The 24975-nt window shown below is 34.0% G+C and carries 22 protein-coding genes, 1 riboswitch and 1 other annotated feature; of the genes, 1 reads left to right on the top strand and 21 read right to left on the bottom strand.

Annotation, left to right across the window (positions count from 1 at the left end):
* Window positions 1–73 precede the first annotated feature (73 nt).
* The 10 genes from metX to hutP form a co-directional block, all read right to left on the bottom strand.
* The gene (gene metX / locus MHH94_RS00110; RefSeq protein ID WP_058590792.1) at window positions 74–1042 is read right to left on the bottom strand and encodes a homoserine O-acetyltransferase MetX; all 969 of its coding nucleotides are present in this window, start codon (window positions 1040–1042) and stop codon (window positions 74–76) included.
* Between the two features lie 71 nt (window positions 1043–1113).
* A riboswitch (SAM riboswitch) is annotated at window positions 1114–1215 on the bottom strand.
* A gap of 66 nt (window positions 1216–1281) precedes the next feature.
* Window positions 1282–1608 carry an AzlD domain-containing protein gene (locus MHH94_RS00105; protein WP_119469375.1) on the bottom strand — a complete coding sequence of 109 codons (327 nt, stop codon included), beginning with the start codon at window positions 1606–1608 and terminating at the stop codon, window positions 1282–1284.
* Entirely contained in the window at window positions 1605–2249 is a 645-nt protein-coding gene (locus MHH94_RS00100) for an AzlC family ABC transporter permease (RefSeq protein ID WP_058590793.1), read from the bottom strand. Before MHH94_RS00100 ends, MHH94_RS00105 begins: the two co-directional genes overlap by 4 nt.
* Window positions 2250–2712: 463 nt before the next feature.
* Window positions 2713–3228 (bottom strand): YceI family protein, encoded by a 516-nt coding sequence (locus tag MHH94_RS00095; RefSeq protein ID WP_048542856.1) that lies wholly within the window; start codon window positions 3226–3228, stop codon window positions 2713–2715.
* Between the two features lie 124 nt (window positions 3229–3352).
* Window positions 3353–4630, bottom strand: coding sequence for a serine--tRNA ligase (gene serS, locus MHH94_RS00090; RefSeq protein WP_078354847.1), 1278 nt, complete (start codon window positions 4628–4630; stop codon window positions 3353–3355).
* A gap of 63 nt (window positions 4631–4693) precedes the next feature.
* Window positions 4694–4889: a binding site (T-box leader), on the bottom strand.
* A gap of 48 nt (window positions 4890–4937) precedes the next feature.
* Window positions 4938–6179, bottom strand: coding sequence for an imidazolonepropionase (hutI, locus tag MHH94_RS00085; protein ID WP_107609038.1), 1242 nt, complete (start codon window positions 6177–6179; stop codon window positions 4938–4940).
* Window positions 6172–7839: a urocanate hydratase gene (gene hutU, locus MHH94_RS00080; protein WP_058590712.1), complete on the bottom strand. Its 1668-nt coding sequence runs from the start codon at window positions 7837–7839 to the stop codon at window positions 6172–6174. Before hutU ends, hutI begins: the two co-directional genes overlap by 8 nt.
* Before the next feature lie 17 nt (window positions 7840–7856).
* Entirely contained in the window at window positions 7857–9167 is a 1311-nt protein-coding gene (locus MHH94_RS00075; protein WP_078354849.1) for a YjiH family protein, read from the bottom strand.
* 27 nt (window positions 9168–9194) lie between these two features.
* Window positions 9195–10679, bottom strand: a complete 1485-nt coding sequence (hutH, locus tag MHH94_RS00070; protein WP_048542867.1) for a histidine ammonia-lyase — start codon at window positions 10677–10679, stop codon at window positions 9195–9197.
* Window positions 10680–10773: 94 nt separating this feature from the next.
* Window positions 10774–11211: a hut operon transcriptional regulator HutP gene (gene hutP, locus MHH94_RS00065; RefSeq protein ID WP_078354850.1), complete on the bottom strand. Its 438-nt coding sequence runs from the start codon at window positions 11209–11211 to the stop codon at window positions 10774–10776.
* A gap of 222 nt (window positions 11212–11433) precedes the next feature.
* Between hutP and MHH94_RS00060 the strand changes: the two genes are divergently transcribed.
* Window positions 11434–12243, top strand: a complete 810-nt coding sequence (locus tag MHH94_RS00060) for an NAD(P)H-hydrate dehydratase (protein ID WP_048542870.1) — start codon at window positions 11434–11436, stop codon at window positions 12241–12243.
* Between the two features lie 72 nt (window positions 12244–12315).
* Here MHH94_RS00060 and gyrA read toward each other — a convergent pair whose 3' ends face one another.
* The 11 genes from gyrA to dnaA form a co-directional block, all read right to left on the bottom strand.
* Window positions 12316–14916, bottom strand: coding sequence for a DNA gyrase subunit A (gene gyrA, locus MHH94_RS00055; RefSeq protein ID WP_078354851.1), 2601 nt, complete (start codon window positions 14914–14916; stop codon window positions 12316–12318).
* 33 nt (window positions 14917–14949) lie between these two features.
* The gene (gene gyrB / locus MHH94_RS00050) at window positions 14950–16872 is read right to left on the bottom strand and encodes a DNA topoisomerase (ATP-hydrolyzing) subunit B (protein WP_025906237.1); all 1923 of its coding nucleotides are present in this window, start codon (window positions 16870–16872) and stop codon (window positions 14950–14952) included.
* A 22-nt stretch (window positions 16873–16894) separates the two neighbouring features.
* Complete coding sequence (gene recF, locus MHH94_RS00045; protein WP_107609037.1) at window positions 16895–18010, bottom strand: DNA replication/repair protein RecF; 1116 nt, start codon at window positions 18008–18010, stop codon at window positions 16895–16897.
* A 3-nt stretch (window positions 18011–18013) separates the two neighbouring features.
* Complete coding sequence (gene yaaA, locus MHH94_RS00040; protein ID WP_269750679.1) at window positions 18014–18244, bottom strand: S4 domain-containing protein YaaA; 231 nt, start codon at window positions 18242–18244, stop codon at window positions 18014–18016.
* A gap of 304 nt (window positions 18245–18548) precedes the next feature.
* Window positions 18549–18962, bottom strand: coding sequence for a disulfide oxidoreductase (locus tag MHH94_RS00035; protein ID WP_025906234.1), 414 nt, complete (start codon window positions 18960–18962; stop codon window positions 18549–18551).
* Between the two features lie 15 nt (window positions 18963–18977).
* Complete coding sequence (locus MHH94_RS00030; RefSeq protein WP_058590717.1) at window positions 18978–19709, bottom strand: DsbA family protein; 732 nt, start codon at window positions 19707–19709, stop codon at window positions 18978–18980.
* Window positions 19710–19835: 126 nt separating this feature from the next.
* Entirely contained in the window at window positions 19836–21080 is a 1245-nt protein-coding gene (locus MHH94_RS00025) for an ABC transporter permease (protein ID WP_107609114.1), read from the bottom strand.
* Complete coding sequence (locus tag MHH94_RS00020) at window positions 21073–21972, bottom strand: ABC transporter ATP-binding protein (protein WP_078354854.1); 900 nt, start codon at window positions 21970–21972, stop codon at window positions 21073–21075. The genes MHH94_RS00025 and MHH94_RS00020 overlap by 8 nt, the downstream gene beginning before the upstream one ends.
* Window positions 21973–21977: 5 nt before the next feature.
* Window positions 21978–22217 (bottom strand): helix-turn-helix transcriptional regulator, encoded by a 240-nt coding sequence (locus MHH94_RS00015; RefSeq protein WP_048542884.1) that lies wholly within the window; start codon window positions 22215–22217, stop codon window positions 21978–21980.
* Window positions 22218–22334: 117 nt separating this feature from the next.
* Window positions 22335–23468: a DNA polymerase III subunit beta gene (gene dnaN / locus MHH94_RS00010; protein WP_037589476.1), complete on the bottom strand. Its 1134-nt coding sequence runs from the start codon at window positions 23466–23468 to the stop codon at window positions 22335–22337.
* Window positions 23469–23634: 166 nt separating this feature from the next.
* Complete coding sequence (dnaA, locus tag MHH94_RS00005) at window positions 23635–24975, bottom strand: chromosomal replication initiator protein DnaA (protein WP_048542887.1); 1341 nt, start codon at window positions 24973–24975, stop codon at window positions 23635–23637.

Genomic DNA, 24975 nt, shown 5'->3' with positions numbered 1-24975 from the left:
CTAAATTAAACATCTTTCTCTATTTTACAGATTTTTATCCTTTAAAACAATGTAGGTGACTTTTAAGTTGATATCAGCGTGCTTTAAATTTATATAATTTTAAGAAATGATAAACGTTAGGTGCCCAATCTCCAAAATTCAATAAAAACCCATCATGGCCCACGTTGTCTGGCACATAGAAATGTCTATGATACTTAAAGAATCGACCTAAAGCTCTCACTTGGTCATCTGGATATAATAAATCATCCGCAAATCCTAATGTTAATACTTTCGTTTCTAGTTGAAGTAGACGTTCCTCAACATCATCTCGTCCTCTAAATATGTCGTGACTGTCTAAAACATCTAACAATGTTAAATAGCAGTCTTTGTTAAATACTTCTTTAAATTTATTGCCTTGATATTTTTGGTAGCTTACAACATCATCTGCAGAAAATCTTGATTCGTAATCTTTACTTGAACGATACGTTAAAAAGCCAAGTTGTCTTGCGATGCTTAAACCATCTTGTCCGTTCATATGAATGACTTGTCTTGCAATCTCATTAAACGCTCTACTATATGATGAAGTCTTCTCTGTAGCAGCTAATATGACTGCTTTTTTCACTTCAATCGAACCGTCATAAAGCATTTCTAACGTTTGCATACCACCTAAAGAGCCACCAATTAATACATCAATTTTTTCATAGCCAAATTGTTTCAATCCTAATATGTTTGCTTTCGCAACATCTCTCATCGTCAAATGTTCCGGGAAATTTGGAGTATTCAATCTTGAACTTGATCCATAAGGACTGCCAATTACATTAAATGTTATAAATTGATAATCATTAATTGAAAGGTAACCGCCATCTATAATTTCACGCCACCAACCTGCATGCTCATCATCACCATATGTTAAATGGTTGCCTGTTAGCGCATGACAAACTACAACGAGTGGCTGGCCTTTATAACCCACATACTCATATTGAAGTTTCAAGTTATCAATCACTTCACCAGATTCTGTTTCAAAATGTCCAAGATCTACTATGCCTGTTTCTCGAGAAATAATCACATTAAAACCCCCCTCTTATTTAAATTGAAAGACTTCTTACTCGTCAAAGAAGTAAGAAGTCCTCATCATCCTTATTATGCGAGTATACTCGTTGGTAGTAGCACCGTATCTATTATGACCGGTTGCTGAAGTGTCGTCGGGCCAATTCCCTCAACTTCTCTGAATAAGCTTTGCTATGTAATTTATATTAAGAATACTAGAAATGAGCATTTCTTTCAATAAGTTAACGAATGAAATTAAAAGACTAATCTCACAATCGCCATAATAAACATACCAGCTATAACTGTAATCGTTAAACTTTTAAATATGAGTGCTATTAGAATTGTTGGTATCGAGACTATAATACTCTCAAAATTTAACGTAAACCCCGCATTGCCTTCTTGATTTAACATGCCTTCTAGTATTAATGCCGTAAAGAGACATACCGGCACATATTGTAACCACTTGATCACACTTTCAGGTAAGTCCGCTTTTGATAACAATACAAATGGAGAAACACGGATAATCCAAGTTAAAACAAAACAACTTATCGTAATTAAAATTAAATACATCGATATACTCATTTATCAAACACCACCCCTACGACAGAAGCAATAATTGTCGACACAATAATGGATAAATAAGTTGGCATAAATAATGTCAGAATAAGCATGCATACAATCGTTAATAATATTAAATAAAGATATACTAAGACTTTGCTTTTATGTATCGTTTCAAACTGAGCAATTAATAAAAATATAAACATCGCTGTTAAAGCATAATCGAGGCCAAACATTTCAGGTTTAGGTATTAAGTTACCGACTAAACCGCCAATAATAGATGTGACAATCCATAATAAATAAGCTGAAATATTTAAACCATGCATCCAAGTCGCATTGAGTGATTTCTCTTTCACATATTTCGTAATCGCAACACCGAATGACTCATCCGTTACAAGTGTGCCTATTCCTATATTCGACCAAAAACCATTTCCTTTAAATGCTGGGACTAAAGCCAAACTTTGAAGAAACATTCTTGAGTTAACAAAAAATACCGTCAATAGAATTGCTGAAATAGGGGAGTGGATGGCGACCAACGCACATATAATAAATTGAGCAGCACCCGCATAGACAAAAATAGACAACAATGCAATTTCCAAAATAGATAAACCAGATGAAATACCGACGATACCAAAAGCTAATGCAACACTAAAGTATCCAAGCATAGTTGGTATACAATCTTTAACACCTTGAAGAAACAAACCTTTATTCGTAATACTCGTACTTGTCACAACGATGCCTCCAATCTACAGTTAAAGGTAAGTCTAACGTTTGTCTAACCTCAATCTTACTTACCTCTAAAGAATTTTAATATGTATTAGTTTTATCATACCTATATTACTTTATCAATAACACTTGATTAAATATTCGGAAAATAATTAATCAATTTGATACTGGATTAATCATTTGGGCTTAGATGGCCATAGATGATCAAGTCTTCGTGCGTTATACCTTGATTTTGTACCTTAGCGCACGATATCTCTCAGTCTTCGTGCGTTATGCCCTTATTTTGTACCTTAGCGCACGATATCTCTCAGTCTTCGTGCACTTATATTTATATCTCAAACCATATAAAAAACAGCAGAAATTCAATTGAATGAATTTCTACTGTTTGATTATCTATATAAATTATTCACTTAAACCGAATTCTGCACTTGCCTCGAATTTAACATCTCTACCGATCATCACGCCACCAGTTTCTAATGCTTGGTTAAATGATACGCCGTATTTTTCACGGTCGATTTTACCAGTTACTGCGAAACCTGTTACTGTTTCACCATTTAATGGGTTTTTACTTACGCCGTTGAAATCAACGTCAAATGTTTCTTCGTGTGTTACGCCAGCGATTGTTAAATCACCTGTAATTGAATCTTCACTGATTGATTTTGATTCAAATGTAATATTTGGATTTTCATCTGCACTAAAGAAGTCAGCTGATTTTAAGTGAGCGTCACGGTCAGCGTTTTTAGTATTGATTGAATCTGCTTTTATTGTAACTGTTGCTTTTAATGTAGAAAGGTCATTAATATCTCCTGATACTTCTACGTTATAATCTTCAAAAGTACCTTTAACGCGAGATACCATTAAATGTTTTACTGTAAATTCTAAACTACTGTGTGCTTTGTCGAAATTGAAATTAGTCATCTGTCAAAACTCCCTTTATTTATTTTGTATAATTAGTATATCAAATATAAAAAGTATATTCAAGCATTAAATCAAAAAAAGAGTAACCAATATATGATTACCCTTTTTGTGAGATTTAACTCACTTATAATTCAATTGTTTTTAAGCCGCCCATAAATGGTACTAATACTTCAGGTACAGTGATTGTACCGTCTTCATTTTGGTAGTTTTCAACGATTGCAGCAAATGTACGACCTACTGCTAATCCACTTCCGTTTAGTGTGTGTACGTATTCTGGTTTCGCATCTTTGCTTCGTTTAAATCTTATATTTGCTCTTCGTGCTTGGAAATCTGTCATATTTGAACATGAACTGATTTCTTTATAATCGTTGTAACTTGGTAGCCATACTTCTATATCATATGTTTTAGAACTTCCAAATCCAATATCCCCTGTACATAAGTTCACAGTTCTGTATGGTAATTCTAAAGCTTGTAAAATATTTTCAGCGTGTTGAGTTAATTCTTCTAGTGCTTTAAATGAATCTTCAGGTCTTTCATATCTCACCATTTCAACCTTATTAAATTGGTGTAATCTAATTAAACCTCTTGTATCTCTACCTGCTGAGCCAGCTTCACTCCTGAAACATGCAGATTGCCCTGTAAATTTAATTGGGAATTGTTCATCTTGTAACACTTCATCACGATAGAAGTTTGTTAAAGGTACTTCAGCAGTTGGAATTGTATATAATCCTTCTTTTTCTACTTTAAATAAATCTTCTTCAAATTTAGGCAATTGGCTAGTACCAAACATAGAATCTGCGTTTACAAGTTGAGGCACCATCATTTCAGTATAACCATGTTGCGTTGTATGCATTGTTACCATGAAGTTCATAAGTGCTCTTTCAAGTTGTGCACCTTTGCCTGTTAAGAATACGAAGCGTGCACCTGATACTTTAGCAGCTCTTTCAAAGTCTGCCATCTTAAGATTTTCAACTAAATCCCAGTGCGCTTTAGATTCAAAATCAAATTGACGTGGTGTACCCCATTTACGTACTTCTACATTATCATCTTCATCTTTACCCACTGGTGTTTCATCACTAATTAAATTAGGAATTCTTACTAATCTGTACGTAACATCTTCATTTAATTGATTTAAATTTTGGTCGATTTCTTTAATTTGATCGCCAACTTGACGCATTTCTAAAATAACATCGTCTGCATTTTCTTTATTGCGTTTCTTCTGCGCAATTTCACCGCTTACTTTATTACGACGTGATTTAAGTTCTTCTGTTTGAGCAATGAGTTCACGGCGTTTTTTGTCTAATTCTAAAATTTCATCGATGACCTTTGGATCGTCACCTCTTTTGGCTACTTTATCTTTAACAAATTCCGGTTCAGACCTAATTAATCTTATGTCTAACATAATATTTCCTCCCTCTTATACTATAATTGTTTAAGAAAAAAGCACCACGTTCCTCGTTGTTACACAAGGGACGTGGTGCTTACGCGTTGCCACCCTATTTAACAGTTATTAAAAACTGCACTCTAAGTCATATAACGGTTTCTACCGATTGTTCTTCTTAAAAGGATAGATTCGTTTAAGTTTCATGACTTGTTTACACCAACCACAAGCTCTCTATACATGTACGCTTAAATTACTTATTCCTAAACAATATAGTTATTAAATTAACATAAATATATCAAATTGATATCATATTTTCAAGCTATACTTATGATTCAGTCAAGAGACCTGTGTTTTCATAGACTTTTTTGCCGTTAATGATGACTGTTTCGGCATGATTTACACCGTAATGATATGGTAAATATTCATGGTTTGGAATATCCCATACAACTACATCAGCTTGATCGCCAACTTCAAGTGTACCTGCTTCTGCATCAATTGCTTTAGCTGCATTAACTGTAACAGCATTCCAAATTTCATTAGGCGTAAGCTTAAGCTTTAATGCCGCAATGCTCATTACAAGTTGAAGATTGTTCGTAACACAGCTACCTGGATTGAAGTCTGTCGCAATTGCAACAGCACCATTATGATCAATCATACCTCTTGCATCTGCATATTGATCTTTACCTAAATAGAACGTTGTGCCTGGCAATAATACAGCTACAGTGGCACTGTCTTTTAACGCTGCCTTATCTTCTTCACTAGAAGCTACGAGATGGTCTGCAGATATTGCACCTTCATCTATCGCTAACCCTAGTCCACCAAGTGGATCGATTTCATCAGCATGAATTTTAACTTTTAAACCTTTATCTTTTGCTGCTTGCATATAACGTCTTGATTCATCAATTGTGAACACACCTGTTTCACAGAAGATATCCGCGAAGTCAGCTTTATCTTTCACATCATCTAATAAATCAATCATTTCTTGTAAGAATGTTGCATTGTCTTTCGCATCTTTAGGCACTGCGTGTGGTCCTAAAAATGTATGTTTCATTCGAATCGGTAAGTCTTGCGCTAATTGATGTGCCACATTTAATTGTTTTAATTCAGTTGCTTTATCTAAACCGTAACCACTTTTAGCTTCTACAGTTGTCGTACCGAATTGAATCATTCTAATAATTTCTTTTTTAGATTTTTCGTATAGTGTTTCTTCACTTGATTCACGAGTCGCTTCAACCGTACTTAAAATACCGCCACCTTGTTTCAAGATATCAAGATAACTTACCCCTTGTTGTTTAAGTGCCATTTCATGTTCTCTAGATCCACCAAACACTAAGTGTGTATGTGCGTCTACTAAGCCTGGTGATACGACTTTATGAGTGGCATCAATGACTTCTTTAGCTTCAAATTCTTCAGTATGATCACCTGCATAAACGACTTTACCTTCATTTATAACAACTGTGCCATTCTTGATAATATTTAATTCATTTAAAGCTTTCCCTTTAAGAGGTCCGTCAGTTTTCTTCGGTAAAATTAATTCGCCTATATTTTGGATTATGATATCATTCATGGTTATCTTTCTCCTTTAACATTGGAATATCTACGTTTCTTTCTTTTGCAGTATCAATTGCAATGTCATACCCTGCATCAGCATGTCTTGCTACACCCATACCTGGATCAGTTGTTAATACTCTGCCTAGTCTTCTATCAGCGCGTTCACTACCGTCTGCTACAACGACCATACCAGCGTGTAATGAGTATCCCATACCTACACCGCCACCATGGTGAACTGAAATCCAAGAACCACCTGCAGCTGTGTTTACAAGTGCATTTAAGATTGCCCAGTCACCTACAGCATCTGATCCGTCTTTCATTGATTCTGTTTCTCTATTTGGTGATGCTACTGAACCTGAATCTAAGTGGTCACGTCCAATAACGATTGGTGCTGATATTTCACCTTTTCTAACAAGTTCATTTAATGCTAATCCCATTTTTGCACGTTCGCCGTAACCAAGCCATGCAATTCTTGAAGGTAAGCCTTGGAAAGCAATTTTTTCACTTGCCATATCCAACCAGCGCATTAATTTTTCGTCTTCAGGGAAGAGTTCGCGCATTAATTCGTCTGCTCTTTCAATATCTTTAGGGTCGCCACTTAAAGCAGCAAATCTAAATGGTCCTTTACCTTCACAGAATAATGGACGGATATATGCAGGTACAAATCCTGGGAAATCAAATGCATTTTCTAAACCTTCATCAAATGCTACTTGTCTAATATTATTACCATAGTCAAATGCAACAGCACCATTTTTTTGGAATAATAACATTGCTTCTACATGTTTTCTCATAGATGCTGAAGACAATTCTACGTATTTTTTAGGGTCACTTTCACGAAGTTTATCCGCTTCTTCAAGTGAATATCCTTCAGGCACATAACCGTTTAATGGATCATGTGCAGAAGTTTGGTCAGTCACGATATCAATTTTAAATCCCCTATTTAAGATTTCATGATGAATTTCAGCAGCATTACCTACTAAACCTATTGATAAAGGTTTACCCGCTTTTTTAGCTTCTTCTGCTTTTTCTAAAGCTTCATCTAATGAATCTGTCATAACATCGCAATATCTTGTTTCGATACGTTTTTCAATTCTAGACGGATCGACGTCTACACAGATAGCGACCCCACCATTCATCGTTACAGCTAATGGTTGCGCACCACCCATACCGCCTAATCCAGCTGTTAACGTAATCGTACCTTTTAATGATCCTCCAAAATGCTGGTTCGCACATTCAGCAAACGTCTCGTAAGTACCTTGAACAATACCTTGAGAACCGATATAAATCCAGCTACCAGCAGTCATTTGACCGTACATCATAAGCCCTTTTTTATCTAATTCATGGAAATGTTCCCAGTTAGCCCATTTAGGTACTAATACAGAGTTTGATAATAATACACGAGGTGCTTCTTCATGCGTTTTGAAAACAGCAACTGGCTTACCAGATTGAACAAGCATCGTTTCATCATTCTCTAATCTTCTTAACGTATCAACAATCGCGTCGAAACTTTCCCAGTTACGCGCAGCTTTACCAATACCACCATATACAACTAACTTCTCAGGATGTTCCGCAACCTCAGGATCAAGGTTGTTGTATAACATTCTTAGAACCGCTTCTTGTTCCCAACCTTTACACTCAATTTCTAAACCTTTTTTCGCTTTAATTGCTCTAGACATATCTCATTTCCCCTTTTCTAAAATATTAATAAACTAAATGGTATTGCAATTAATAAAGTAAGTGCAACACGGATAAACCAAATCACTACTAACTTCCATATTGGAATTTTGATATCTGTTGCTAAAATACAAGGTACCAAAGCAGAGAAGAATATAATTGCTGAGATACTTGTAATTGCTGTAACAAACTTCACTTCAATTGATGCTTTAACAACTAGAAGAGAAGGTAAAAACATTTCTATAATTGAAATCGTTGAAGCTTTTGCTAATAACGGTTTATCATCTATTGGAAAAATATAAATAAATGGATAAAATATATAACTTAGCCAATCAATAATAGGTGTGAAATTAGCTAATACTAAACCTAGAAATCCGATTGATAGGATAGAGGGTAGTATAGCCATTGTCATCTCTATACCATCTTTTAAATTGGTCATGATATTTTTAAATAATGTTAATGATTGGTGTGATTGTCTTTTTGCTTCTGTATAAGCTGTTTTAATATAACTACCTTGGACTTTTACTTCTTTTTGACCTTCTTGGTTATTGTAATATGCTTCCGATTCTCTTGAAATCGGTGGTAAATGTGCAGAAATTGCAGTCACAGCAAATGTAATAACTAATGTCGACCAAAAGAATAAATTCCACATATCCATTATATTTAGTGTCCTTGCGACAATTACCATAAATGTTGCTGACACTGTAGAAAATCCAGTCGCAATGATAACTGCTTCTTTCTTGTTATACATGCCATCTTTATACACTCTATTTGTGATCAATAAGCCTAATGAGTAACTTCCAACGAATGAAGCTACTGCATCAACAGCAGACTTTCCAGGTGTCTTAAATATTGGTCTCATAATAGGTTGCATAAAGACCCCAATAAATTCTAAGAGTCCATAACCTACTAAAAATGATAATGCAATGGCACCTACAGGAATCAATATACTTAGTGGTAACATTAACTTTTCAAATAAGAATGGCCCATAGTTAGGCTGAAATAATAGTTTCGGTCCTATATTAAAGACGTACATACACCCTATTATTGCACCGATGATTTTCACGACAACTAAAATAAAATCTGTCACTGACTTTTTAAAATCCATTCTTATGATAGGTAATATTGCGCCAATTAATATAATGATTAAAGCATAATAAGCAGTATATCCTCCTAATAATGAACGCAATGATAAATGTATATGGTCTACTAGTATCGTATTATTCTTACCAATCGTTATAGGAACAAAAAATAATATAATTCCTAATAAACTAAATACATAAAACCTCCACATATCCTTACCTTTGTTGTTTAGTTGTTGATTATTCATCACAAAACCCCTTTGTTTGTTAAATGATTATCTTAAATATTCACAAACTTTCTCTATATCATGATGGAATACTCTATCTTGTGTTATTGAAGGAACAATCGCTCTTAATTCATCGTATTTCTCTTTTGTCTTAGGCGACAGTTTCTCTACCCCTTTAATTTCTACAGCTTGTAAAGCGATGATACACTCTATTGAAATGACTCTTCTTACATTTTGGATTATCTGATAAGCATGCCTAGCACCAATCGTTCCCATTGATACATGGTCCTCTTGGTTTGCAGATGATGGTATTGAATCAACGCTTGCTGGATGTGCTAATGTCTTATTCTCTGAAACGAGTGATGCTGCTGCATATTGCATAATCATAGCACCACTTTGTAATCCTGGCTCTGGACTTAAGAATGCTGGTAAGCCTCCATTGAGTTGTGGATTAACTAATCTTTCAAGTCTTCTTTCTGATACATTCGCTAACTCAGCGACACCTATTTTTAAGAAATCAACGGCAAATGCAATGGGTTGCCCGTGGAAGTTACCACCTGATATTACAAGAGTTTCATCATCATTATCAAAAATCAACGGATTATCATTAGCTGCATTCATTTCAAATTCTAATTTTTCTTTTACATAATTCAGTACTTGGAAGCTTGCACCGTGAATTTGAGGTATACATCTCAATGTGTATGCATCTTGCACGCGCACTTCACCTTGTTTAGTTGTTAATTTAGAACCTTCTAACCAATTTCTCATACGCTCTGCTACTTCAACTTGTTCGTTAAAGTTTCTTACGATATGCACATGTTCATCATATGCGTCTACAATACCGTTCAGTGCTTGATGCGTTAAAGCAGCAATCCATTCTGCATGATGCGCAATATTTTCAGCTTCAATATATGCAATCACACCTTGAGATGTCATAGCTTGTGTACCGTTTATAAGGGCTAATCCTTCTTTTGCTTGTAATGAGTGTGGCTCTAATCCTACTTCGTGTAAGACTTCTTTCGCATTTCTTGTTTCACCTTTATAATGGACATCTCCTTCGCCAATTAAGGCTAAAGCTAAATGAGATAATGGCGCTAAATCTCCTGAAGCACCTAATGATCCTTGCTCAGGTATGACAGGGATAATTCTTCGATTAATAAATTCTACAAGTAACGCTACAAGTTGCTCAGTAACACCTGAATGTCCTTTTAACATAGTATTTAACCTTAAAACCATCATGATTAATGACACATTATCAGGAAATGGTTTACCTGTACCACAAGAATGAGAACGAATTAAATTGACTTGTAAATCGTTATATTTTTCTTGTTCTATTAGCACATCACTAAATAATCCGAAACCAGTCGTAATACCATAAATCGTTTCTTTATTTTTAATGATTTTTTCAACTGTTTCACGACTTTTTCTGACATTAACTAATGCCTCTTCTGAAATGGATATTTGACCATTTTCTTTTAAGAATTGTTTAATGTCTTGAATTGTTAATTCTTTACCATTCAATACTAAATTCACTAAAAAACACTCCTTTTTAGGACACAAAAAATACAACAAACCTAAATTTGTTGCACCTTTCTTCTATCTAGTATCTAATAGGTGTTTCTATGTCTTATATATGATTAATACCTAATCCAATTGTTTCATGCTCTTTACCTTTAATAGGTGCGCCGATTGTGCCATATAAACTCACAGCTATCCATTCACCTTCTGTTTTATCTTGATAAGGATAACCTCTTACTATTGAAAATTTCAAACCAACCGTTCGCATAATTTCACCAATAGATAATTCACCTCTTGTAATACCATTCACCGCTTCTAAAATCGCATGGTATAACGCGTGTGTTTCTCTATACTGACTTTCCGAAATAATCCCTTGTCTTCTAGCTGCTGTTTCAACAGATGAAATAATTTTATTTAATGACATCGTACCAATTTTGCCTACAATAAATCGCATGTCATGACATTGAGGCATTAACTGCTTTGCTGTTTGTTCATCTGTGATTGTTAATAACGTAGCATACTTGCCAATTGATATTTGTTCAGTCATGTGAAAGCTCCTATCTTATCTAATAACTAATGTCTATATTTATTTTAAGTATACGCTTTCAGAAATTTTCTGACAATACTTTTTAGAACATCCATAACTCAGTGATTGATTAATATATTAGTCTGTTAAAGTAATTTCTTTGTGATCTTTTAGAAAATACACTGTTCAATTTCAACTTTAAGTGGCATAATAAATCGTACAATTATTTGAAGGTGGGTTAATATGAAGACTATTTCATCTGTCACAATTCCAAAAAGAGAACAAGAATCTCACAAAGGGGATTATGGTAGGATATTATTAATCGGAGGTAATGCTAATTTAGGTGGGGCTATTATTTTAGCAGCTAGGGCATGTGTTTTTAGTGGTAGTGGGCTTATAACCGTTTCTACACATTCATCAAATTTTGCTGCATTACATTCAAGATGTCCTGAAGCAATGGTTTCAGATATCACTGATTTAAAAAAGCTTTCCAAATTAATTGAGCAATCGGATTGTATATTAATTGGTCCAGGTCTCGGTTTAGATTTTAAAGGGAATAACACATTAACATTTCTATTTCAGAATATTCAGCCACACCAAACATTAATTATTGATGGAGATGCTATTACAATTTTAAGTAAGTTAAAGCATACTTTACCTGAATGTGAGATTATCTTTACACCTCATCAAAAAGAATGGGAAAGACTGAGTAATATCCCGATTGAAGAACAAACATATGAAAATAATAAAGAAGCGGTTGATGCTTTAAATGCAACAGTCGTATTGAAAAAACATGGTACTGAATTATTCTTTAAAGATCATGAATATAAATTATCTATCGGTACACCTGCTATGGCAACAGGTGGAATGGGAGATACGTTAGCAGGTATGATCACAAGTTTCGTTGGACAATTTGAGTTAGAAGAAGCGGTTATTAACGCAACTTATATTCACAGTTATATTGGTGAAAAGCTTTCTAAAGATATGTATATCGTACCGCCATCCAAACTTATAGATGAAATTCCATATGCTATGAAATCATTCGAAGCATAAATATTCAAAATAAAAAAGCATATCACGCTACTGATGATGATCAGTAAGATTGTGATATGCTTCTTTTATATATTATTCTTCGTTATTATCTTGTTCTTCGATGTCTTCATTCACACGTTCAATGAAGTCTTCTCTTAAATCTTCTTTACCATCTTGTGTTTCAGTTTCAACAACTTCAGTCTCTGTTGTTTCTTCTAACACACCTTCAACTGGTGATTCTGCAATTTCATTTTCATCTGGTTCAACTTTAGCTACTGTTGCCACATGTTGATTATCACCTAAACGAATTAATCTTACACCTTGAGCACTTCTACCATTTTGAGAGATATCCGCTACGTGTAGTCTAATAATAACACCTGAATTTGTAACAATCATCAAGTCTTCGTCACCGTTGACAGTTGTGATACAAACAAGGTTACCATTCTTCTCAGTTAGCGTGGCAGTCTTAATACCTTTACCACCTCTATTAGAAATACGATATTGATCAGCTGAAGTACGTTTACCATAACCTTTTTCAGTTACGATAAGTATTTCATCTTGTTGATCTTCATCTGTTACATCTAATCCAATAACTTCATCATCTTCTCTTAATGTAATACCCTTCACGCCAGCTGCTGTTCTTCCTAATGGGCGTAATTTAGATTCATCAAAGCGTATCAATGATGCATGTTTCGTACCAATAATGATTTCTTTCGTACCATCCGTCAGTCTAACCGCAATAAGCTCGTCGCCTTCTTTAAAGTTGATTGCAATTTTACCGTTTTTGTTAATTCGTGAGAAATTAGATAATTTAGAACGTTTAACTGTACCATGTTTAGTAGCAAAGACTAAGTAATCTTCTTCACTTGATAAGTCTTTAACAGCTATCATTGTACTAATCATTTCATCTTTATCGATTTCTAAAGCATTAACGATTGGTAAGCCTTTAGATTGTCTAGACATTTCAGGAATTTCATAACCCTTAAGTTTGTATACACGACCTTTATTCGTAAAGAATAAGACATTATCATGTGTACTTAAAGTTACGAGTTGGCTAACAAAGTCATCTTCTATCGTATTCATACCTTGTACACCACGTCCACCTCTATTTTGTGAACGATATGTAGATACCGGTAATCGTTTAATATAGTTGTTATGACTTAATGAAATAACGATTTGTTCTTCTGGGATTAAGTCTTCATCTTCAATTTGATCAAGACCCGCTGCCGTAATTTCTGTACGACGCTCATCACCATATTTATCTCTTATTTCAGTAATTTCTTCTCGGATGATTTCTAGTAATTTTTCTTCATCACTTAAAATCTCTTTTAATTCTTCAATAAGTTTAAGTAAATCTTGATATTCTTTTTCGATTTTGTCGCGTTCTAAACCAGTTAAACGACGTAAACGCATATCTAAAATCGCTTGCGCTTGTCTTTCAGATAGGTTGAAACGATTTTGTAAACCTTCCATCGCTTCTGAGTCACTTTGTGATTCACGAATTAATGTAATGATTTCATCGATATGATCTAACGCAATTCTTAATCCTTCTAGAATATGCGCTCTATCTTGAGCTTTTTTCAAGTTATATTTCGTACGTCTTGTTACGACATCTTTTTGGTGTTCTAAATAATGATATAGAACTGCACGTAAGCCTAATAATTTAGGTTTACCATCAACTAGTGCAATCATATTCACACCAAATGATGTTTGTAATGGTGTTTGTTTATATAGATTGTTCAGAATAACATTAGCATTTGCATCTTTTCTAACTTCTATAACAATACGTACACCGACTTTTAAGCTTGTTTCATCTCTTAAGTCTGTAATACCTTCAATTTTCTTATCACGCGCTAATTCAGCAATTTTCTCGATTAATCTTGCTTTATTAACTTGGTAAGGTATTTCAGATACGACGATACGTTCCTTACCATTTTTCATAACTTCAATTTCAGAACGAGCTCTCATTAAGATTGATCCACGACCAGTTTCGTATGCACGTCTAATTCCGCTTCTACCCATAATTAAACCAGCTGTTGGGAAGTCAGGACCTTGAACGATATCCATTAACTCATTTGTTGTAATTTCTGGGTTATGACTAAGCGCTAATACGCCGTCTATAACTTCATTTAAGTTATGAGGTGGAATATTTGTTGCCATACCAACTGCGATACCTGATGTACCATTCACCAATAAATTAGGGAATCTTGCAGGTAAGACTACCGGCTCTCTTTCATTTCCATCGTAGTTGTCTTGGAAATCAATCGTATCTTTATTGATATCTCTTAATAATTCACTTGTGATTTTAGCCATACGTGCTTCTGTATAACGCATTGCAGCAGCACCATCACCATCCATAGAACCAAAGTTCCCTTGGCCATCTACTAATGGATATCTATAACTAAAGTCTTGTGCCATACGTACCATTGCTTCATAAATAGATGAGTCACCGTGTGGGTGATATTTACCCATTACGTCACCAACAATACGTGCAGACTTCTTGTAAGGTTTGTCTGAAGTCATACCTTGATCATTCATACCATATAAAATACGTCTATGAACTGGTTTTAAACCGTCTCTAACATCGGGTAATGCACGAGATACAATTACACTCATTGCATAGTCTAAGAATGATTCTTTCATTTCTTTACTGATGTTACGTTCACTAACTCTTGATTGTGGTATTTCAGCCATTAATCATATCCTCCTTAAATCGTAAATGATGCTTTATATATCTAACGTTGCGTATTCGGCATTTTCTTCAATAAATTGACGACGAAACTCAACAACATCTCCCATAAGCATTTCAAAAGTTTCGTCAGCTTCTATCGCATCTGTTAGTGTTACTTGAAGCATTGAACGATGTTCAGGATTCATTGTTGTTTCCCACAATTGATCAGCATTCATCTCTCCAAGACCTTTATAACGTGCTATAGACAATTTCGGTGTTGAGCTAAGTTCTTCTTTTAATTTATCTAATTCTCTATCGTTAAATACATAATATTTTTTCTTACCTTGTTCAACTTTGTATAAAGGTGGTTGTGCAATGTATACATAACCCGCTTCAATAAGTGGTCTCATAAATCTATAGAAGAATGTTAATAATAACGTTCTAATATGGGCACCATCGACATCGGCATCTGTCATGATAACTAATTTATGATATCTCGCTTTACTAATATCAAACTCTCCACCAATACCTGTTCCCAGTCCTGTAATCATGGCACGAATTTCGTTATTACCTAAAATTCTATCTAAACGTGCTTTTTCAACGTTTAAAATCTTACCACGTAACGGTAGAATCGCTTGTGTCTTAGAGTCACGACCTAATTTAGCAGAGCCACCGGCAGAGTCACCCTCAACGATATATAATTCACATTCTTCAGGTTTCTTACTTGAACAGTCTGCAAGTTTACCAGGTAAGCTTGAAACTTCTAATGCAGATTTACGTCTTGTAACTTCTCTCGCTTTTTTAGCGGCAAGACGTGCTCTAGAAGCCATGACACCTTTATCAACAATAATTCTTGCCACGTTTGGATTCTCTAATAAGAATCGTTCAAAGAGTTCAGAGAATAATTTGTCAACGATTTGACGTACTTCTGAGTTACCTAATTTAGTCTTTGTTTGACCTTCGAATTGAGGATCACCGTGTTTAACAGATACAACAGCAGTCATACCTTCACGTACGTCTTCACCAGAAAGCTTTTCTTCTCCTTCTTTAAGAAGCTTATTCTTAATACCATAGCTGTTAATAACACGCGTTAATGCACGTTTAAATCCATCCTCATGCGTACCACCTTCATAAGTATGAATGTTGTTTGCATAAGTTAATAAATTCGTCGCAAAACCGTTGTTATATTGAATTGCAATTTCAACTTCTACGTCATCTTTAGTATCGTGAATATAAATTGGCTCATCATATAGTACTTCTTTAGATTTATTTAACATTTCAACATAAGATTTAATACCGCCTTCATAGTGGTATGAATCTTCTTGAATGTTTTCGTCATCTCTTTCATCTCTCAAAGAAATTTGGATACCTTTATTTAAGAATGCTAATTCACGAATACGTTTTTGTAATGTTTCATAGTCATATTCAGTTGTTTCAGTAAAGATTTCACCGTCAGCTTTAAAGCGTATTGTTGTACCTGTATGATCTGTATCACCAATGACTTTCAAATCAAATGCTGGTACGCCTCTTTCATACGCTTGATGATAAATTTTATTATTAAGGTGAACGTAAACTTCTAAATTAGAAGATAACGCATTTACGACAGATGAACCTACACCGTGTAAACCACCAGATACTTTGTATCCGCCACCGCCAAATTTACCACCGGCATGAAGTACTGTTAAGATAACTTCTACAGCAGGACGTCCCATTTTCTCTTGAATATCAACAGGTATACCTCTACCGTTATCTGTTACTTTAATCCAATTGTCCTTTTCTATTACAAGTTCAACATGATCTGCATATCCAGCTAATGCTTCATCGATACTGTTATCTACAATTTCCCAAACGAGATGATGTAATCCTCTTGCAGATGTAGAACCTATATACATACCAGGGCGTTTACGGACTGCCTCTAAACCTTCTAATACTTGTATCTGATCTGCACCATAACTTGAAGCGTTATTTTGTTCTGACACGTATTTCCACCTTCACTTTCATCTACTCAATAATATTGCCTTTAGATACGTTAAATACCTTGGCATCTTTCATAATCTCATGCTCTATTCCATCAACAGATGTTGTTGTTACAAACGTTTGTACCTTCTCTTGAATTGTACTTAATAAATGGGTTTGTCGATTATCATCAAGTTCACTTAGCACATCGTCTAACAGTAGAATTGGATATTCACCAACAACTTGATTAATCAACTCAATCTCAGCAAGCTTTATGGATAATGCTGTCGTACGTTGCTGTCCTTGAGAACCATAAGTTTGTACATTCATATCATTAACATGAAAACTAATGTCGTCTCTATGCGGTCCAAACCGTGCACTTCCACGCTCAATCTCTTTATCCATTGAATCATTAAGCAACGAACAAAAAACATTTTTAAGTCCAGATACATCTTGATATGTTTCTGACAGTTTAATATTCGGCTCGTATTGAACCTTTAAACTTTCTTTTTCGCTCGTAATGCCTTGATGAATCACTTCGGCAATCTTTTCTAATTCACGAATAAAGTGCGCACGTTTCAAAGTCACATTTGCTGCCGCTTCTGAAAATTGTTCATTGAATACTTCTAACATCGTTCGATCTTTCATTTTCCCAATTTGTAATTGTTTGAGGTAATGATTTTTTTGTTTAAGTAATCTTTGATAATTAGATAAATGATTTAAATAGACCGCAGACATCTGACCGAGTTCCATATCAATAAAACGTCGTCTGATTTGCGGGCTACCTTTTACAATATTTAAATCTTCTGGTGCGAACAACACCACATTTAAGTGACCAATATACTGCGTTAATCGGCTCTGTTCTAGATGATTAACTCTCGCCTTTTTGCCTTTTTTCGTAATGATTAAAGAAATAGGCATTGAGCCGTGGCGATAACTTAGTTCACCTTCTATTTTACCATACTCTTCACCAAACTGTATGAGTTCTTTATCATTCGAAGTCCTATGACTTTTAGCTAGTGCTAAAGTATAGATAGATTCTAATAAATTCGTCTTACCTTGCGCGTTCTCACCAATTAATATATTAACATTGGAATTAAAATCAAGTGTACATTTATCATAATTTCTATAATGAGTTAAAGTAAGTTTCTGTAATATCATAATCTATTCACTGAGATGGTTAATACGAAATTGACCTTCAGAAGGAATTTCGACTAAATCACCATCATGTAATTTTTTGCCACGACGAGTTTCACGTTCACCATTTATTAATACTTCTTCATCTTGGAGGAACCATTTAGCCTGACCACCCGTTCCAATGACGCCTTCATTTTTTAGGAATTGACCTAAAGTAATATCGTCTTTTACTGAGATATCTTGTACCACTATCTTCACTCCAATCTTAATTAGTCATCTCTATATTATACCTTTTTTTCACCAAAAAATCATGCTTTTACGCACAATTCATTTTAAGATAAATTAATCTTCAAAATATTTATATTCTAAGTGAAAAATTAAGTCCGGAACTTAAACATTATTTTCATAATAAAATCAAAAAAGTATAGCTAACGAGTATAGTGAGATACTATGGCGCCTGTTAGTTACACTTCACGCGACTTTTGTTACTATAGACACCCTATCCTTAAACTTTCACACGAAAAAGCTGAGACAATGATCTTTGTCTCAGCTTTCTAAATATTTATATTGCTTTATCTTTCTTTGTAAAAATTAAAATCAAACTGATTAACAGGAATGCTGTTCCTGCTAAAAATGGAATTGTGATGAAGCCAAATACATTAATATACTCTGATGAACATGGAACACCTTGTGTACATGGTTTGATTTCTGCAAATCCTGGTACTTTTTGCTCTAAGTAATGCCATGTGGATATCAATAGTCCAATGATTGATAACGGTAGGGCTATTTTTTTAACATTAAAATCATTTTGGAATGAGCCAATTCCGAGTATTAACACGAGTGGATACATACAGATTCTTTGATACCAGCACATTGTACATGGGACAAATTGTCGTATCTCACTAAAGTATAAACTACCTAACATAGCTACTAAAGCTATTACCCAGGAAATAAATAGTGCATATTGTTGCTTCAAATATATCACCTATTTTTATTTATTTTTCTTTTCTATAGCTTGATCGATTGCTTTAGAAACTTTGTCGTAATCCATTGGATCTGATAATACTTTACCATCTACTACAATTGTAGGTGTAACGTCTACATCGTATTTATTTGTTAAATCTGAATCATTTTTCATTTGTTTATAAGACTCTGAATTTCTATCTTTCACTAATTTCATGATTTGATCTTTTTTAGATTTATTAATATCTAATCCGTCTACTGCTTTTTGGACTACTTTAAGATCTAACCATTCGTCATCTGTTTCTGCATTGTGGTCATCTGGTTGTGCTTCAAATAATGCTCTATGGAAATCCCAATATGCATCAGGTGCGATTTTATAAACAGCATGTGCTGATGCACCACCAATTTCAGATCCTTCACCGTGGAATGGTGCGTTCACAAATCTATATTCCACTTTGTCTTTATCGATATAATCTTTTTCTATTTGATCCATGTAATTCGTTTCAAATGCTTTACATGCTGGACATTTAAAATCTCCGAATTCAACTATTTGAACTTTAGCTTTATCTTTTTTATGTGTTGGATTATCTTTTGTATCTTTTGATAAGTCTGTGGCTTTAACAGTTCTATCAAATAGACTATCTTCTTTGTTGTCACTTCCGCTTCCACCAAACACAACAAGCAATACGATACCTACGACAACAACAAGTATTGCTATCATTAAAAACATAATATTACTGTTACTATTTTTATTCGCCATATTAATCCCTCAATCTCTTTTGTTGATAATATAAATTTTATACTATCACTTAAAGAAATTCTATATCATTCAATAAAAATTCATTAAGGTTTTGTGACAAAATGGTGATTAATATTTTCGTAAAAATTATTTAGTAATTTTTAATGCATTTTTTAAATTTTTGATAACGCCTTTTTCATAAGTGAGCACGCTACCACGATACGTTTTCGCTGCAAACACCAGTAGAATGATACATGTAACGATTGAAATGACAATTCCTAAAATTAAATGCCATTCAGGTGTAGTTTCTGATGTTGTTCTTAATAACATCACCATTGGCGATAACATTGGAATAAAGCTTGTCACTTTTACAAGCATTGTATCTGGGTTTGAAATACTAAATATCGCAATATAGAATGCTGCTAATGAAATAAATGTAACTGGCATCATAGATTGAGCAAGATCTTCTATACGGCTCGTTAATGCCCCTAGAATAGCCGCTAATGAAATATAGGATACAACACCCAAAATTAAGTAAACGGCGCCATAAATAATGATTCTCGTCGTCTCAGAGCCATATTCAACGCCAGCTGACTCAAATAGTCCTTTCAAATCAAATGCGAATATACTAATTACAATTGCAAGTATGATAAAGAATATTTGTGTAAAGGCTACTGCAATGATTGCGAGTATTTTCGCGGATACATGAATCGACGGTTTCACACTTGTAACAATCATTTCAATCACACGTGTTGTTTTTTCAGTCGCAATTTCTGAACCGATTTGGTTAGCGTAATTGATTGTGATAAAGAATGATAAGAAAATGATGATGTAGACAACAGCTGAGTTTAGTGCTTGAACTTTCGGATTAACATCACTAGATTGTTTTTCATCATTCGATTTAATTTCTTCTGTCTTCACATCACTTGGTGTATTTAACGTTTTCAAATCTTTTTCTGATAGATTTAATTTTTGTGCTGTTAATGATGATTGCATTTGGCTAAGCGTTGATTGTAAGGTCATTTTCTCACTTTCACTTACATTGCCTTTTTCATAAATTGTGCCATCTACTTTTTCACCATTCACGTTTACTTGAATTAAACGTTTATACTTTTCGTCTTTAACACCTTTTTTACCTTTTTCGAGTGAAACTTTTTCTACTTTTTCAATATCATCGTTTTGTTTATATTGCTTTTCTAATACTTTATAGATCATATCGTTATCTGTTTGTATCGCAACAACTTTACTATCGTTATCAAAGAAATCAATAATTTTGTCGATGTTACTTAATGCAAAGATTAAAATCATAAAAATTGTAGTCATGATGATAAATGATTTACTTTTCACTTTTTGCATATACGTTAAATTAAATGTCGGCCAGAATTTATTCATGCTTATCACCTACCTTAGCTATAAAGATATCGTTTAGAGATGGTTCTGCAACTTGGAATCGTTTGAGGTAACCTAACTTCGTCACATTTTGATAAATACTTTCTGCATGTTTTTCATCAGAAATTGTGATTTTAACGCCTTTTTTAGTCGTTTTAAATGCTTCTACACCTTCAAAGTCTTTTAAGAATTCTAAATCATAGTCGCCTTCGATAAATACATCTTTCTTACCAAAGTCATCTTTAACTTGATCAAGAGAACCAGCAACGACTGCTTTACCTTTATTCATAATGCAAATATAGTCACAAAGTTCTTCTACATGTTCCATTCTATGTGAGCTGAATATAATCGTTGTGCCTTGTTCTTTTAAATCTTTAACAGCAGCTTTAAGCAATTCAACATTGACTGGATCAAGTCCACTGAATGGTTCATCAAGAATTAATAATTCGGGTTTATGAATGATTGCAGCAATCAGTTGTACTTTTTGTTGATTACCTTTCGATAATGCTTCGATCTTTTTTTCTTTATTTTCAAATGCATCAAATCGTTTCAACCAATAATCTAATGCTTCTGAAATATCTTTTCTTTTCATGCCTTTTAGTTCAGCTAAATATTGCACTTGCTCCCAAACTTTTAATTTTGGATGCAATCCTCTTTCTTCAGGTAAATAACCAATCGTATTGGTCATATTATAGTCAATTGGCTTGTCGTTAAATGTCACAACTCCAGTTGTCTTTGGTAATAAACCTAAAATCATACGAAATGTTGTCGTTTTACCTGCACCATTTCCGCCTAAAAATCCATACATCGTACCTTTAGGAACTTCCAAATTAACATCATGTACAGCCGTAAAGTCATTGAATTTTTTGGAAACATCTTTAATTAGTAATGTCATAATGTTTACTCCTTTTCTTTAGATTCTATTTCTGAAATATCTATATTCTCGTCTTCTTCGAAAATAAATAATTCATCTATAGATACTTCGAACACTTGAGAAAGCTTATGTGCTAGTACTAACGTAGGATTGAATTTGTAACGCTCAATAGAATTGATTGTTTGTCTAGACACTTTAACCAATCGAGAGAGTTCACTTTGTGTCATGTTTTTCTGTGTGCGATATTCATAAACTTTGTTTTTCAATTCATCACTTCCTGTCAAGTTAACTTTACAATATATGAATTTTTACACCGTGTCAAGTGAACTTGACACAAAAAAAATAGCTGAGACCCAAATTAGGTCCCAGCCATTACATGTTTATTAATATGTTCTGATTGGTAAGATAAGTTGTACGACAGTTTCGTCGTCTTTAGGTTTAAGAATAAACGGTCTCATTGTACCAAAGAATTCTACTTGTACTTCATCGTTGTCGATAGCTTTTAATGCATCCATCATGTATTTAGAGTTAAATGAGATTTTTAATGATTCACCTTCAACATTGTCTGTAGATACATCTTCTTTAACTGTACCGATTTCTGGTGAAGTAGATGATAATTCAACTTTATCAACATCCGTAGATAATTTAATGACGTTGTTACCACCCTCACGTGCTAATAGTGATGCACGATCTATTGCATGATAGAACTCACTATTATCTAAGATGATTTTAGTTTCATAGTTCTCTGGGAATAGTCTTGTTGTATCTGGATAGTTCCCTTCAAGTAATCTTGAAATAAAGTTAATGTGACCAACTTTAAATAATACTTGGTTACTTGCAAAGAAGATATTGATGTCTTCTTCAGAATCAGAAACGATTTTGTTTAATTCAGATAAAGCTTTACCTGGGATAATAACATTTTTATCATCGATTTCTTCGTCTTCTAATTTTAATTTTCTTAATGCAAGTCTGTGTGAATCTGTTGCAGTACAGATTAGTTCATTGTTTTGAATAAGCCAGTTAACACCTGTTAATACAGGGCGTGTTTCTGACGTGGACACTGCAAAGTTCGTTTGTGCGATAATGTTCTTTAATACTTTAATTGGTAATTTAATTGCATCGTCTTCAGATACTTGCGGTAATAATGGATATTGATCTGGATCTAAGCCACTTACGTTAAATTCAGAATGTCCTGATGTGATCAGTGTTTTAAATTGATCATTCGTTGATAAATTAACGGTTTTACCTGGTAATTTTTTAACGATATCTACAAAGAAACGTCCTGGAAGTACTACAGAACCTTTTTCTTCAATATCTACAATTTTTTCACCATCAATATTTTGATTTATTGTTATTTCTATTGATATTTCAGAGTCTGATCCTGTTAAGATGATGCCTTTATCTGTAGCATCTATCTTGATTCCTGTAAGTATCGGTAATGTAGTTCTTGGTGAAATTGCTTTTAATGTATCATTCAATTGATTAAGAAAGTAATCTCGTTGAATTGTAAATTTCATAACTTATAAAACTCCTTCCAGTCGTTATATATTTAATTATATATCTTTTAAAATCATAGTAATAGTCATAGGGGCTGTGGATTGGTGGATAACTCGGCTTAAATGGTGATATAAAAGTTATTCACATGTTGATAAACTGTGTATGAATGTGCACAACTTATCAACATTATCCACGAATTTGTTTTTCCAGTTGTTCTAAATCATTTTTGAGTTCTGGGTTGTTTTCTAAATCTTTTTTAATTTTATCATGTGCATGGATGACAGTTGTATGATCTCGTCCACCAAATTCTTCACCAATTTTAGGTAATGAAAAATCAGTAAGTTCTCTTGATAGATACATAGCGATTTGTCTCGGATATGCAATTGATTTTGTACGTTTCTTAGCAGCAAAGTCTTCGATTCTAACGTTATACATTTTACCAACAGCTTGTTGAATGTCTTGAATCGTGATTTTAGTAGATCTTGGTGATGAAATAATATCTTTAAGTGCTTCTGCTACTAAATCTGTATTAATCGGTTTATTTCTAAGTTTGGAGTACGCTAATACTCTCGTTAAAGCACCTTCTAATTCACGTATATTGGATTGAATTGAATTAGCGATATAAGTTAAAGCTTCAACAGGTATATCTAAGTTTTCTTCTTCGATTTTCTTTTGTAAAATAGCCATTCTCGTCTCAAAGTCAGGAGGCGTAATATCTACTATTAATCCCCATTCGAAACGTGTTCTTAAACGATCTTCTAAAGTTGGAATTTCTTTAGGCGGACGGTCACTTGAGATGACGATTTGCTTTTTATTTTGATGTAAATCATTAAAAGTATGGAAGAATTCTTCTTGCGTTTGCTCTTTCTTTTGAATGAATTGAATGTCATCTATTAAGAGCACATCGATGTTTCGATACTTGTCTCTAAAGCTTTCCGTATCGTTCATACGTATAGACTTAATAAATTCATTTGTGAATTTTTCGCTAGATGTATATAGAACGTTAGCATTTGGATTTTGTTCAAGCACATAATGACCAATTGCATGCATTAAATGTGTCTTTCCTAAACCGACGCCTCCATATATGAAAAGCGGATTATAAGCATTGGCTGGTTCTTCGGCTACTGCTAGTGAAGCAGCGTGCGGGAACTGGTTACCAGGTCCAATAACGAATGTATCAAAAGTGTTATTACTGTTCAGCTGACTATTTGTAACTTCTTCATATGCTTCAGTTTCTTTAGGTTTTTCTGGCTGTTCAGTGAAATCTTCACTTTGTAAATCTTCTTCTGATATAAATTTAACTTGAACTTTGTCTCCAATCACTTCATATATAAAGTTTGTGACGTGTTCATGATATTTATTGGTTAACCACTCAGCGACAAAAGGACTTTGTGCAACAACTATTGCGCGCTTACTATCAATTTGATGTAAGTAAGTCCCTTTGAACCATGTATTATAACCAGCAGAAGCGATTTGATCTTCAGCAATAGATAACACTTGCTCCCAAATTTCTTCTTTTGAATTCAT

It is taken from the genome of Mammaliicoccus sp. FSL K6-3158 (assembly GCF_038005105.1).
Taxonomy (GTDB): Bacteria; Bacillota; Bacilli; order Staphylococcales; family Staphylococcaceae; genus Mammaliicoccus; species Mammaliicoccus sciuri.
The sequence above is the reverse complement of the archived record's forward strand: the minus strand, read 5'-3'. Positions and strand labels throughout refer to the sequence as shown.

Bases quoted from the DNA above. Each gene is read 5' to 3' on its own strand.
- MHH94_RS00105 (WP_119469375.1), bottom strand. From the start codon at position 1,608: ATGAGTATATCGATGTATTTAATTTTAATTACGATAAGTTGTTTTGTT.
- MHH94_RS00100 (WP_058590793.1), bottom strand. From the start codon at position 2,249: ATGCTTGGATACTTTAGTGTTGCATTAGCTTTTGGTATCGTCGGTATT.
- MHH94_RS00095 (WP_048542856.1), bottom strand. From the start codon at position 3,228: ATGACTAATTTCAATTTCGACAAAGCACACAGTAGTTTAGAATTTACA.
- serS (WP_078354847.1), bottom strand. From the start codon at position 4,630: ATGTTAGACATAAGATTAATTAGGTCTGAACCGGAATTTGTTAAAGAT.
- hutI (WP_107609038.1), bottom strand. From the start codon at position 6,179: ATGAATGATATCATAATCCAAAATATAGGCGAATTAATTTTACCGAAG.
- hutU (WP_058590712.1), bottom strand. From the start codon at position 7,839: ATGTCTAGAGCAATTAAAGCGAAAAAAGGTTTAGAAATTGAGTGTAAA.
- MHH94_RS00075 (WP_078354849.1), bottom strand. From the start codon at position 9,167: ATGAATAATCAACAACTAAACAACAAAGGTAAGGATATGTGGAGGTTT.
- hutP (WP_078354850.1), bottom strand. From the start codon at position 11,211: ATGACTGAACAAATATCAATTGGCAAGTATGCTACGTTATTAACAATC.
- MHH94_RS00060 (WP_048542870.1), top strand. From the start codon at position 11,434: ATGAAGACTATTTCATCTGTCACAATTCCAAAAAGAGAACAAGAATCT.
- gyrA (WP_078354851.1), bottom strand. From the start codon at position 14,916: ATGGCTGAAATACCACAATCAAGAGTTAGTGAACGTAACATCAGTAAA.
- recF (WP_107609037.1), bottom strand. From the start codon at position 18,010: ATGATATTACAGAAACTTACTTTAACTCATTATAGAAATTATGATAAA.
- MHH94_RS00030 (WP_058590717.1), bottom strand. From the start codon at position 19,709: ATGGCGAATAAAAATAGTAACAGTAATATTATGTTTTTAATGATAGCA.
- MHH94_RS00025 (WP_107609114.1), bottom strand. From the start codon at position 21,080: ATGAATAAATTCTGGCCGACATTTAATTTAACGTATATGCAAAAAGTG.
- MHH94_RS00020 (WP_078354854.1), bottom strand. From the start codon at position 21,972: ATGACATTACTAATTAAAGATGTTTCCAAAAAATTCAATGACTTTACG.
- dnaN (WP_037589476.1), bottom strand. From the start codon at position 23,468: ATGAAATTTACAATTCAACGAGATTACTTTCTTAATCAATTGAATGAT.
- dnaA (WP_048542887.1), bottom strand. From the start codon at position 24,975: ATGAATTCAAAAGAAGAAATTTGGGAGCAAGTGTTATCTATTGCTGAA.